Raw genomic sequence first — 13186 nt, forward strand, 5'->3', positions numbered from 1 at the left:
TTTGCCTACGGCTCGGACGGAGCCTTTGGGAGTTAATCAAGAGGATTGCCTCATGGATTTCCCAAGAAGCCCCCAGCTTTAGCGGGGGGAGTCGTCACAGACCCTATCGTATCGCGTTACGGACGATTTCCACACCAGCGACCATGTTGGCGAGCTTTTTCTTCGCCGCCCAGCGCGCGGTTTGTGAGAGGCCACAGTCTGGTGCAAAGGCGAGCTGCTCCGCCGGGGCGAACTTCAAACAGCGGCGCACGCGCTCCGCAATGTCCTCAGGCGTCTCGATATAGTAGCTCTTGACGTCCACAATCCCCACAGCGGCGATCTTTCCCACCGCAGCGATCTGCGTAAGAATCTCCAGCTCCGCAAACTCTCGGCTTGCCATCTCCACATGGATCTCATTGGCGGCAAATTTTAAGAACGCCGGAAACATTGGGGCGTATTGACGCGGGCCGACCGCGCGGGCTTTGTAGTTGCCAAAGCAAAGGTGCGTAGAAAGATGGCACTTGCCCACAATCGGCGCGACTGTGCGATTAAAAATATCAACGAAGCGCTCCGGGTCTTCTTTATGAGCGTAGCAGCTCATCGAGGGCTCATCCACGGTGATTTCGGTGCATCCGGCCTCGACTAAAGCTACTAACTCGGCCTGGACTAACGGCATAAGTGCCTCGGTGATTGCCCAGCGGTCGGCGTACACTGCGCCAGGAAGCAAGCGCCCCGAGAGCGTGTACGGCCCCGGCACGCTCGCTTTCAGCGTCGCACTGGATTTCGGAGCAAGCTTTTGCAGCCGCTTGAACTCCTCCACAGCCCCAAGTCCTTTGGGAGCGCTGAGCTCTGCAACAATCGGATGCTTACCGCGCTGATCGTGAGCGGGCGGCCCAAAGTGACGCGGTGGCGCACTCTCTAGCTCTATGCCGTTGATGTAGCCGTAGAAGCTTAAATTAAAATCCAGGCGCGTCTGCTCGCCGTCGGTGATGACATCAAGACCGGCGGTGTTTTGATCATGGAGCGCGGCGATAACCGCGTCTTCCTGAAGCTCGGCAAGATCATCTGGGCCAAATTTATCTAAGTTGGCGGCGGCAAATTCCAGCCACCCCGGAAACGGATAGCTGCCAATCACGGTGGTGCGAAGAGGAATGTTTTTCATGATTTCTGATACACCCGAATGTAATCTATCTCGTAGCGCGTCGGAAATTTCGTCTGCGAGAAATCCCCTCCGTTCTGCCCACCGACGGCGAGATTGACCAGAAGATAGTGTGGTTGCTTAAACGGGCACTTGCCATCGGGATTGGTGGCAGCTGCTAGCTCCGTGCGGTTCAGGAGTTTGTCATCTACGAAAAGCTCGATAGCCGTCTCGTCCCAGTCCATCCGCCAGACATGGAATTTCTTCGTCCAGTCTTTGCCCAGCGACTCCAGAGGTGTCTTTGTGCTATCCCACTTTGCATTCCAGCGCTGCTTGGTTCCCCAGGCAACATTGGCAAGAAGCTGGCCGCGATAGAACTCCATAATATCTATCTCGCCGTTACGGGGCCACTCGCCCTCAGCGCCTAAAGTCCAGAATGCAGGCCACAGACCGAGCTGTGTGTCAATTTTTGCGCGCATCTCGAAGCGCCCGTACTGCCAGCTCTGCAATCCCGATGTGCTCATGCTCGCCGACGTAATCTGAGCAAACTCGCGGTTTTCGCGCCAGTTGCTGCTGCCCGGCTTGAACGCCGGGTTTTTGATTTTCTCACGTCGCGCCTCGATAATCAGCTTGCCCTTCTCACACCAAGCGTTTTGCGCTTGATAGAACTGATGCTCCTCATTGCGCTGGAAGCCTGTTTCAAACTTCCAGTCCTTCGGATTGGGTGGGCCGGGTTTATCGAACTCCTCGGCCCAGACTAACTTATACATCCTGCTCCCTACCCCCCGCCCAGTGGGGGGACAATCCGGACGGCTTACCGGTTCAGCGGCTTGTCAACCTTGGGGCGCTCCGTCAGATTGGCAATATTAATTGCTGTGAGAAAGACCGTTCGGGTGATCTTCTCCATTTTTGCAAAATCAATCTTGCTGACTTCATCGCCTACCTGATGGTAGTCTTCGTGGACACCGTCGAACCAGAAGCAGATCGGGATTCCTTTTTTCGCATAGCTGTAGTGATCGCTGCGGTAGAAGAAACGGTTTGGGTCATCGGGGGCATCGTACTTCGGATCGTAGTTCAGCTTCAGATAGTTGGTATTGGTGCTCAGAATCAGCTTCCCCAGCTCCGTGCTCATCATGGTCGTGCCAATCACGTAGATGGCATCGGGGCCGGAGAGATCGCGGTTAGAGGGCTTGGTATCACCTGCGGGTTTGCTGCGCCCAATCATATCAATGTTGAGCTGCGCGGTGATCTGGGCTAGAGGGACGGTGGGCTTATCCACAAAGTAGCCGGAGCCCTGCATGCCTTTCTCCTCGCCCGAGTGCCAGACAAACAGCAAGGAACGCTTCGGGCGCGCTTTGGCGGCGGCTTCCGCGATGGAGAGAATGGCAGTCGTGCCGGAACCGTCGTCGTCGGCACCATTGAAAATAGTATCCGTACCGCGTCCACCAGTGCCCACATGGTCGTAGTGCGCCCCGATTGCGACATACTCGCTCTTGAGTTTTGGGTCAACTCCCTCGACAATGCCGACGACATTCTGGGTGTAGATGCGCTCCACTCTTGCGACAACGTTCACCACTACACTCTTGCCCGCGCTGGCCAGAAAGAGGGCGCTCGCCTCGGGGCTGAGAGTCACCACGGGTGGTGCTGCGGGCGGCTCTGGGGTGGGAGTGCGCTCCATCCGCCAGAATGCTCTGCGATTTGTCTGGACGGCCTGCCGTCGCCACCAGGTCTGGTTGGTCGAGGAACGCAGGACAGCAACAGCGCCCGCGGCCAGTGCCTGCGATGAGACGGCGTCACTTGCCTGAACGCCCAGCAACACCACTTTGCCCGAAACACCTGTCGTGCCCAGCTCAGAGGCGATCACCACGAGCTCTCCTGTTGCGCTGCCTTGGCCGCGATCAATGGCGAAGTCTTCGCCAAAACGCACGGGAGACTCCGTGAGCGACAGGCTCGACTTAGCTTCATCGAAGCCCGTCTTGACCATCGGGATCTTCTGGAAGTACGTGCCATCATCCCCACCAGGCTTGACACCGAAGCGCTTGAGGTGAAAGGCAATAAACTGCGCCGCGACATCGAGCCCCTGCGACGGTGTGTCGCGGCCTTGGAGAGCATCGGAGGCGATAAACGTCAGGTAGTCACGCAGGTTTTCCTGGGTGATCACTTTGTCGCCGATAAGCCGGGCAGTGTGCAGATCCACCGGCTTGGCCGAGGGCTGTGCAAGGGCGACGAGGGCAGGGGGAGGGGAATAGAGCATCATAAAATTAGTGTCCGTCGTTTGTAAACTCAGCTTCGATTTCCGCACGGTTCTGGATCTGATCCACCAGACCATCGCGGATAATCACGGCGCGGTCCGAGACACGGATCATCTTCGGGTCGTGGGTCGCCGTGATAATAGTGACATTGTGCTCCTGATTGAGCTGGCGCAGCAGGGCGATAATCTCCGATCCCGTGTTCTGATCTAGGTTACCCGTGGGCTCGTCGGCCAGAACAATAGCAGGGTTGTTGGCAAGTGCCCGGGCAATGGCGACGCGTTGTTGCTGACCGCCAGAGAGCTGACCAGGCTTATGGTGGTAGCGGTGGCCCAGCCCGACCGTGTCGAGAAGCTCCATCGCCCGCGCCGTGCCCTCATCGCTGGGCATCCCCGCAAAAACCGTGGGCAGCATGACATTCTCCAGTGCCGTCATCACCGGAATCAGGTTAAAGGTCTGGAAGATATAGCCGATCGTGTGGCAGCGCAGAAACGCGAGCTCGTTGGCATCGAGCTGAGCCATGTCCACATCGTTGATAAAGACCGTCCCGCTGTTGGGCTTGTCCAGACCACCGATCATGTTGAAGAACGTTGACTTACCCGAACCCGACGGCCCGATGATCGAGATGTACTCGCCACGCTTGATATCTATCGAGATGCCTTTGAGCGCCCGAGTGATCTCATTGCCCATTACAAACTCTTTGGTCAGGTCTTTGGCGCGGACAACATACTCCACCTTGCCGGTTCCGTTGCTTTTTTCGTTGCTCATTATTTTTTCTCTAACCTCATAACCCCATCACCGTCTGAACGACTAAACCACTAAACCACTAAACCACTAAACGTCGGATCTTAGCGCCGCTGCAGGCGGGATACGTGACGCCGTGATCGCCGGGAACAGTGTCGCTACCATCGTCAGCACAATGCCAAGCCCGACGCAGAGTACTAAGTTCCCCCCAAATGTTCCGCCCGTGAACGAGCCGATCCAGGTCTCTCCATGAAAGGCAGTCTTAGGATTGAAGGAGAAGTACTTAGTGGCGACCATTAGTAAAGTCCCAGTCAGGTAGCCCAGTGACGAAGCAATTGCCCCCATGAGTGCGGCCTCAATGAGAAAGATCTTCACGATGAACTGCTCCAGCGCTCCCAGGCACTTCATCGTTCCAATTTCGCGGAAACGCTCGGTGACACTCATCAGCATGGCGTTGGTGATGCCCACTGCGCAGACCAGCAGGGAGAGGGCTACCAGCCAGTTGCTGCGGGCGGCTTCCGTCACGGAGACATTCGCACCTGCCACCGCCTTACTGGTCAGAACGGACGCTAAAAACGCGATCCCCAGGAACACCCCGCCCGCAGTGATCATCGAGCGCCAGAAGCGGATCTTGATCGTATTGAGCGCGAACTCAAAGGCTTTTTTGAAAGGGAGCTGGACGCCCCGTTTCTTATTCGTGGTGCCGGTAGGCTCTGTTGCGTTGCTCATTTCTTCTTTGTTCCGGTCTGCAGGCCGATCAGTCGTCGGTCCGCCAGCATCTTCAGGTAGGCGGTGACCGAGGTCTCCGCCTGACGTTTATTAAGCTTATAACTCTGGCTGATCTGGCGGGAGATACTCTCGACATTATGGGCACCGTCGCAGAGCTCCCACACTTCGGAGCCTATCTGATCCAGCTCGATTTTTTTATGGTCGGGTAGCTTGAACCACTTTGCCACAAAGTTCCCCCAACGATCCTGCCGCCGGGGAATCCGCACGAGAATGAGGTCCGGGAGGCCGTCCTCGCGAGCGGGCTCGCGTGACCAGACTATTTTAGGGTGGCGAATAGGCCGCGATGTCAGCACCTGTGTGCGGCTGGGGCGGTACCGACGTCCTTCCACCATTGCCCGAAGCTGCCCGATCATACGTGGCACTCTCTCATACGTGGCACTCCATCCGGCTCACCAGCTCCTCAATACTATCTGAGGCCCGAAACGGGCGCAGGCTCTGCAGGAGATAGATCTTATTGGAAGGCTCGCAGTGCCACGCGCGGGCAGAGAATCGTGTCGCGGGAACTCGCAGGCTGAGAAGCTCGCGAAACGCCTGCACCCAGGGTGCCCCAAACGCCAGACCCCCGTGCATTGCTACCGCCTCGTGCCCACAAACAGACGCCTCATCGGCTTGGTAGCGCACTTGCGCGAGCTCGCCGCGCGCATTCTGTTCGAGCCAGGCATCTAGGTAGGCATCTTTGCGGGCGACATTTGCGACAGCCCACTGCTCCACGGAAACCCGCTCCATTCCATCGGCGAGCGAGAGGCGTAGGTACACGTTCATGAGCTGCTGGCTCGCGAGCTTAAAGCGGCTCGGAAGCTCCACCTGTAGGTCGTAGAGCGACCAGAATCGCCAGCCAGGTTCAGCGTCTTTGTTCTCGATGGAGGCAAGAATCCCCTCGGACACGCCCGCCAGGCCTTTGCGCCCACTCCGATCTCCCACAACCTGCGCGATGACCACACGGCGTGTCTCTTTGCAGTGCCAGAGCGCTCCGAAGGCTTTCTTGTCTCCTGTCCACTTAAACCCAAAGCCCTCCCGTCCGGGGCGCTGAACCCCACGCGGCACCGGGGTCAGCTCACTGTCAAACGCAAGGCGCTTCTTCTTCGCCGCCCGGCCCAGCGATGCCAGATAGGACTCCGCGCGCACTTCGATATCCAGCGGTTTTTTGGTTTTCTTAGGCTCTGTTGCCCACTTGAGCTCCAGTCCTTGCTCTTCGCCATCGTCTACGCGCAAGTAACCCTCATCGTAGCTACCCGAAAAACCCGTCAGATCCCAGTCGTCCGGGACACGCAAGGTGAACCCCTGCCAGCCCAATAGCTTGGTCTGTCGTCGTGTTTCTTTGATCGGTGCAGCAGTCATGGTTTGGTTGAGAATCAGATGAGAATCAGAAGGGAAGCGGCTGGACTGCCTTCGCGATCAGAGCAAGAGCGATAGCCGCCATAGAGATCAGGCCCGTTCCGCACGCAAAGCCCGCCAGAAGAACCGGCGCATAGTTACGCCACTTTGTGACACCGTAGCGCTTGGCAAAGTAGTACTTACCCAGACAGGCCCCCACGAATGTCGGAATGGTATCGGCGGGAAGTGCGTTGGCACCGCCTGCTGCGCCATAGAACGCGAGCATCGGTATTTTTGCCACATACATCACTCCGTAGAGCGCTAAAGTAATCGCGCCCCCTCCCGCGATGTACAGAGGCTTGATGGACTCCAGAACCCACGCGGCTCCCCCGGACTTATTGATCTGGTTCCAGATTGCCTGCTGCGATGCGATAAGAGGCCACATTCGCTGTGCAAAGGGGTACTGACTGGAGGGAATCTGGCTGGTGCCCCAGATGAACGACCAGTACATAAACCCGCCCAGCATGATCAGCGGGAACATGAGTAGCTCCGCCTTAAGAATGGACGTGAACTTGGTCTTGGTGAGTTCCACCTCACGGAAGCGCTGTGCCAGCGAGCCGTAGTCGTGGATAGGCATCGGAGCGAACCAGCAGTCAATTTTCTTGTAGCCCGACTCCATCACGGTAAGCTCTTTCACGAATGGGAACTGAGCGTCTTGGCTGGTCAAACCAAACATTCGAGCGGCGACATAGGAGTTCAGCGGTGTGAGGAGCAGGCCATAGCCAAGCAGCAGCATCACGGGGAAATCTGGGATTAAGTAGTGTGTGAAGGCGATATAGCCCAGTGTGGCTAGGAGCCAGATTCCTAAGGCAATCTTCCACCAGCCCGCTTTGTCACCACGACCCGCCGGTACTTCATGCCACGCTCCCCGCGTTCCTCGCTTCAGACCACGGGATGCCTCAATCGAGCCCTTAATAATAATATAGAGTCCGATAATCGCGATGGCGATCTGGATGCCCATGCCTGCTGAGAGCCAGAAGTCGAAGTGGTTGACCACGCGTGTCTCGATAGACTCGGTTCCCGGGTGCCATTGCTTAAGCACACCCTGGCGGTAGAGAAAGGGGTTGAGCCCCATCTGGCACACAATAGATGAGACGAAGCTAGCCACGACCATCTCAAAGGGGAGCACAAATCCCGTCAGAATCTTGCCTAAGTCCCCTGAATAACCCACGGGGGCTGCGGGCAGAATGGTTTCCGTGGACGCCATGAAGTCTATGAAGGGAATCGGGATAAGCATCACGGGCTTGCCGAACATCGTTCCCGTAAGGATCGGGATCGCGGTGTAGACCCCACCAAAGATCAAACCCACCACGGTTCCGGTTGAGAAGATACGCCAGCGCCAGGAGTCCTCTTTGCTTCCGGCCTCCGCGAGAGCCGTCGCACCCGATGCCGCTACCGAAGCCAGCGGGAAGGGGAGTCGCTCGACATCGCTCGTGGCGCGGAAGAGAATGTAGCCCGCCGGGAGCCAGGAGAGGCGCTCCAGAGTCTGGTGGAGCATCATCACACCAATGGGGCCCCACCAGTCGGGGTGGAGGAAGCTACGATGATCCAGTGCCGCCGAGCCAGGCTTGGGAGTCGAGAACCAGGGAATTTCCTTGGCAATGGACGCGGCTTGGGGACTCTGGATGTAGTACTGGTTCCAGATCAGCCAGCCAAAAGGCCCCCCGGAGATTCCACGGTCCGCACCCGCGACTGCGGCTAGCCCACCGGCGACGTAGTAGAGAAGAAAGATCTCCTGGCGCTTGAGAGGTAAAAACGAGCGGCGTGCGATCTCCGCAAAGAGGACAATGGTCACCCACTGTGATGCTGCCCCGAGTCCTGAGCCCGCGACCAACCCTAAATAGATCGCGCCCGCAGTCATGATCAGGCTGACAAAGATCGAACCCAAGATTGTCTTGCCGGTGAAGCCCTCGTCGAAGGCACTATCATCACCCTGGGACTCTGCCTCGATAAAATCACGGGCGTCCTGGACACTATGATCCTGATGGTCTTTGTGCTGAGGCGTCGCGACGTCTTCGCTGCCGTGCTCCTCGGAGCTGCTGTGTTTATCGTCCATTTCGTTTGCCATTTTACGCCTCCACACTCGCGAACTCGGTCTGGGTTAGGTAGCGCTCTCGATCAGCGGCGCTCAGGGTGCGCCAGACCAGGAACTGCTTGCGCAGGGTATTAAGAAAGCGCCGGTTGACGCGTTTCCAGTTGGAGACATCGCCTGACACTCGGTGCAGGGTGAGCTTCAGATCGAAGACATCCTCAAGATCGGTCGGGAGTGTCTCTAGGCGGATCATCTGTGAGACCCCCAGGTCAAAGGGCGCGAGCCAGGCTTTGCAGCCAATCCGGTAGGCATGGCCCCTGGGCATCTCGAAGCTCTCTCGGACAATCCCCTCAGTGATGAAGTCGCCGACGGAGTAGCCCTCGTAGCTTTGGAACCACTCCGCAAGAAAACCATTCACCCCCGATGCCTGATTCCCCGTGACGGCGAAGGGGAGCCGGATGTGCCAGTCATCACCGATGGGGTCAGGTACAGACCAAGTCTTGCTACTGGAGGGACTGGCAACTTCCGATGCCTTCTTCGCGGGCCAGAGAGTCGAGAGCATCACCACTGCCACGACCACGAGTGTGGAGAGCACGGCGCTCACCGATGAGAAGTTCAGCGAGAGCCCCTGCATCAAGTGGAATGTTGAGAGCAGCTTACTGATGGCCTGGCCCAGGACGTAGCCCGCGACAGACCCGAGAATCGCATAGACCAGCGCCTCCGCCATGAACAGTGTCCCGATATTACTCGGGGAGAGCCCGATGGAGCTAAAGATATGAATCTCTTTAATGCGCTCAAAGACCGAGCCGAGCATTGTGTTTAAGACAATCAGCGCGGCAATTAGAATGGGAATCAGAATCGTCCCAAAATCCTCGCCCTTGGTCGCCCCTACCGACGAGAACCGCTCGATCTTGCCGGGGTTTTCCTTGAGTTTCTCAGATGCGGCATAGAGGTTCATATCGAAGCGCTTCATGAGATTTTCTTTAAGCTCTTTAACCACTGCCGACTCATCGTCGCCGTAGCCAATGGCAACCGAGCGCAGATCACCGCCCAGATTAATCAGAGTCTGGTAGGGCACAAAGAAGATCACATCGGAGTCGAGGTGTAGGTACTGCTGGAAGCCGCTGGAGTTATCCGTCTTGCCCTGCTTCTGGAGCTGTTGCATCTGGACAAAGTCGACGGGAGTGAGCGGCTCCTGGTCGTGGTCTAGCACCTGCTTGAACCTATCCTGATCCAGAATCCCAATCACTGTATAGTCTTGGCCCGAGAAGCTGACCTTTGCGGAGGCATTGCTCACATCACCGTCGGTGATGCGCAAGTTGTCCGCCACTTTTCGCGGCAGGATCATCACCAGCGTGTCTCCCGGTGAGAACCAACGACCCGCCGCGAGGGCATCGGCAGCGCCCGTTACCTTTGCCTCGTTCGGGGAGAGGCCCACGGCACCCTTGGCCCCAAACTCACGGTCGGCACGCTTGAGTGTTAAAAAAGTCTGTTCACCCGGCTGCGTGCCCAGGAACCAGCCACGCGGTGCCACTAAACGCGTCTTCCCGAACTCATCATCGAGCAGGCGATACGCCACTTGCTGAAGCGCGTTCCAGTTCGGGTCACGTAGCAGAATGCCGTTGTAGAGCGGCTTGCCGGGCGCAGGCACTTGGTTGAAGCGTAGCTCCTGCACAATGGACGTGAAAGCGAGTACCGTGAACGTCAGCAGGACGAGAGTCGCACAAGTGAGGGTGGTACGCGTCGCACGGCGGCGCATGTTCGCCACCCCGAGTGCAAACGCGGCAATTGCAATAGAACTCTTCCCAGCATCCAGTGAGTGCGTCCCGGTCATTGCCTTAGTCTGCTGCTTGAGCTGCTGTTCAAATTTCTGCCAGACGAGTACTGTTACCAGAACGGAGAGCGCCATCATGATGAAGGCGAGCAGGATAATTCCTGCATTGAGGGTGATCCGGAACGCCGGGTGGATCGCGGCGAAGATGCCAAAGATCACCAGGAAGATCGCAAAGACCGCACCGAGCTGGCGCTTCAGGTCCGAGAAACCAAAGAGCAGGCGCTCCAAGAAATACGCAAAGGGGATCATCAGAGCCAGATAGAAGATCACTCCGTTGACCACGTCCTGCTGCGTTTTGGTCACATCCGGGTAGGCGCGGCTCTCGTAGCCCCACGCCGCCCGGGCGTAGGTATCGAAGCGCTGGTAGTCTTTGGCCGCGAGTGCTACCTCGGCTTTGTCAATGAACTCCTTGGCATTGGCATGGAGCCCCTCGATGCCTTTGTTGCGGATATTGTTTGTGATAAGGCGCTGGATACGGAAGTCATCGAGCTTCCACATGTCCTGTGCAACACGGAGCGCAGTGTGGATAATCGCCGACGAGCGCGACGACTCAATGGCATCGCTCCCCTTGCCCGCCCCCATCACATAGCCCTCACCCTCCGGGTTGCTAGGTGTCGAGTTGATGAGCAAGAACCGCGTCGCCGCCGGGCCGCTTCCCATGACGATTTTAAACTGGCGTAGCTTGTTGGTGGCAGCATTCTTCTCCGTGCCCGAGCCGTACTCATCGCCACGCCGCGCAAAGACAACTGCCGTATCCTCGACATAGCTGACCCCAGGCTCCGGCTTGGCCAGCACATAGCCAAACTGACGGGGCTCACCGTTGGAGATACCATCGTAGATCGTCATGGTGGAGAGTGTACGGAGTGCTTGCTGATCTACCAGGTCGAAGATATTCGTGGCAACACACGGGAAGAGCACTGAGAGGACTTCTTTTTCTCCGGTCGTGATGCGGAACTGACTAGGATAGGCAGCGCCGGTCACCCCTTTGTCTGGGGCATAGTCAATATCGCCGCTCTTGGAGTCCACGTGATAGGACTCGACTCGGTGCTCCTGGTTATCCGCCGTCGTGGGGGGCATGCCCTTAAAAGCAAAGCTCGCCTTGCCCTCCTTGCCCTTGAAGCCGCCTTGGTCGTCGCTCACCATCTGGATAAAATTGCCCCGTACTCCAATAAAACTCTTGGTATTGGAGTTGTGCGGCACGACGACAAGGGCCCGATCTACGGGGTCACTCGGCACCAGGGAGCGGCGCGGCTCGTACTCACGGACACGACCCTTGAGGGTCGCAAAGCCAGAGCGCAGGCCCATCCGGGTCCACTGACAGGTCTTGTAGAGCGGGATTTGTTTTTTGGGATCGGCGTTCTGGTCGTTGGGATCGTTGATGTAGTGCTGTAGCAAGCAGACAAAAGTCTTGAGCTGGAGCGCAAGATTCGCGATATTGACTTTCTCAAACGTATCAAACGGCGTATCCACCTGGTTACGCGAGTCGTCAATGGACGAGAAAGTAACCCCGAAGCCACCCGCCATCCCCACCACCTCGGCATCGAAAGCGGGACGTCCAGGGATAAAGTTGCGCCAGCTCTTGCCGTCCACCGGGTTGACCCCATCGGAGAAGCGCTTCTTGGCATCGTAGCCCAGCACCTCGGCGACTTTGTCATTGTTCTCACGGGAGACACGGGCAATATCGGAGAACAGGTTCTGAGTGTCCTCACGGACATTGATGAGATGGGCTTTGTAGAAAATTCCCAGCGCCCGGGTCTGACTGGCCAGATCGAGCCCCACCCAGAGATAGATCGGGTCTGTCGGCTCTTTTGCCTGTCCAAAGAGCTTGGCAAATGGCCCTGGAACCTGCCAGTCGTCTATGTGGTTATCAATAAATTCACGCACACCTTGCAGCCCCAGGCAGTGCCCCGAGGTCGCTAGAAACCAGATCGTCCGCTCATTGCCTCGTTTTTTAAATGTCTGCGCCGTCTGAAGGAGGCCCGCCATTCCGCCCGCTTGCTCCGCGCCGGGAGCCAGTGCGGGCACCACTGACATGGCATCGTAGTAGCTCTGCACGACGATAATCTGCTTGGCGATCTTGGGATCTTTACTCTGGCCGGGGAGAATTCCCAGGAAGTTCTTTGCCTGAACCTGCTCCCACTTCATGTCCGCATGGAGCGTGGCCTGCAAGCTCTTGCGGGAGAGTGCCAGCGCCTGAAGTGCGGCGGCATCGCTTTTCTTAATGAAAAATCGTGGGATGGAGAGGGGGATCGAGACGAATTTTGCCTCGGCTTCGCCGCGCATGGTCTTGTCTGGCTCGATAAAGATTACGGCTTTTGCCCCCAGGCGAGGGGCGTTGAGCCAGTCCGTGCCGGAGTTGAAATCCACGAGGACAATCGAACCCTCGATCTCTTTGCCATTGAACGCACCGAGCAAACCGTTGCTGGCGTAGATCAGAGGACCGGCCAAGCCTTCAGGCGGGAGCTGGCTGGTGCGCACGAGATTGGGCCAGATGCAGTAGAGAGGGTAGGTCTTCCCATTGGCATCAAGGCGCGCTCCTTTGTCCATGGGAACGGTGGCAGTAAAGCTCTCCGCCTTGACATTGGCATCTCCAAAGAGATTCCTGAACTCTTTCTCGAGATAGTCCGCTGCATGGCGCTCACCGGGGTAGCCCACGACCCGTGAGCCGTTACTAGAGAGCTCACGAATGGTCTGTGCCAGTGCTGTATTGTCTACAGTCGCCGCCAGTGCCTTGTATTTGTCCGCCAGAGCGGGGTCTACCGCAGCCCTGACCGACGAAGAGACTGCGACGAGCGCCGTCAGCAAGAGGCCAGCCTGACGAACCAAGCGCGCAAGAGTCATCATCGAGGAGTTCCTTCGTACCACCTCCCCCGTCACCGAGGGGATTCGTCGTGATAATAGCACGTCAGAGTCATTCAACGCAACCAGGGCAAATTCCTGCCTCGCCTCCCAGGGCCAGCGCATCTATAATTGTGAATGCCGTCAGCCTGTCAAGGATTCCTCCTTTTGGCTCGCTTGAGCTACTTCAGGCATTGGGGTCTCAAGCA

Annotated in this window: 9 protein-coding genes; all 9 read right to left on the bottom strand. The window is 57.5% G+C overall.

Going from position 1 to position 13186, the window contains the following annotated elements; genetic code table 11:
- Positions 1 to 103: 103 nt before the first annotated feature.
- Positions 104 to 1141 carry a methionine synthase gene (locus ACH2ED_RS19880; protein WP_395094471.1) on the bottom strand — a complete coding sequence of 346 codons (1038 nt, stop codon included), beginning with the start codon at positions 1139 to 1141 and terminating at the stop codon, positions 104 to 106.
- Positions 1138 to 1887, bottom strand: coding sequence for a family 16 glycosylhydrolase (locus tag ACH2ED_RS19885; RefSeq protein WP_395094472.1), 750 nt, complete (start codon positions 1885 to 1887; stop codon positions 1138 to 1140). Before ACH2ED_RS19885 ends, ACH2ED_RS19880 begins: the two co-directional genes overlap by 4 nt.
- A 44-nt stretch (positions 1888 to 1931) precedes the next feature.
- Positions 1932 to 3374 (bottom strand): M28 family peptidase, encoded by a 1443-nt coding sequence (locus ACH2ED_RS19890; RefSeq protein WP_395094473.1) that lies wholly within the window; start codon positions 3372 to 3374, stop codon positions 1932 to 1934.
- Between the two features lie 4 nt (positions 3375 to 3378).
- Positions 3379 to 4134 (bottom strand): ABC transporter ATP-binding protein, encoded by a 756-nt coding sequence (locus ACH2ED_RS19895; protein ID WP_395094474.1) that lies wholly within the window; start codon positions 4132 to 4134, stop codon positions 3379 to 3381.
- Positions 4135 to 4200: 66 nt separating this feature from the next.
- Positions 4201 to 4839 (bottom strand): ABC transporter permease, encoded by a 639-nt coding sequence (locus tag ACH2ED_RS19900; RefSeq protein ID WP_395094475.1) that lies wholly within the window; start codon positions 4837 to 4839, stop codon positions 4201 to 4203.
- On the bottom strand, positions 4836 to 5252 hold the full coding sequence (locus ACH2ED_RS19905; RefSeq protein ID WP_309696162.1) for a PqqD family protein: 417 nt from the start codon (positions 5250 to 5252) through the stop codon (positions 4836 to 4838). Before ACH2ED_RS19905 ends, ACH2ED_RS19900 begins: the two co-directional genes overlap by 4 nt.
- A 13-nt stretch (positions 5253 to 5265) precedes the next feature.
- Positions 5266 to 6237 (bottom strand): hypothetical protein, encoded by a 972-nt coding sequence (locus ACH2ED_RS19910; protein ID WP_395094476.1) that lies wholly within the window; start codon positions 6235 to 6237, stop codon positions 5266 to 5268.
- Positions 6238 to 6262: 25 nt separating this feature from the next.
- Positions 6263 to 8329 (bottom strand): hypothetical protein, encoded by a 2067-nt coding sequence (locus ACH2ED_RS19915; RefSeq protein WP_395094477.1) that lies wholly within the window; start codon positions 8327 to 8329, stop codon positions 6263 to 6265.
- Positions 8330 to 8342: 13 nt separating this feature from the next.
- On the bottom strand, positions 8343 to 12983 hold the full coding sequence (locus ACH2ED_RS19920; protein ID WP_395094478.1) for an FtsX-like permease family protein: 4641 nt from the start codon (positions 12981 to 12983) through the stop codon (positions 8343 to 8345).
- Positions 12984 to 13186 lie beyond the last annotated feature (203 nt).

Source organism: Armatimonas sp. (genome assembly GCF_043757465.1).
In the GTDB taxonomy this organism is placed as follows: domain Bacteria; phylum Armatimonadota; class Armatimonadia; order Armatimonadales; family Armatimonadaceae; genus Armatimonas.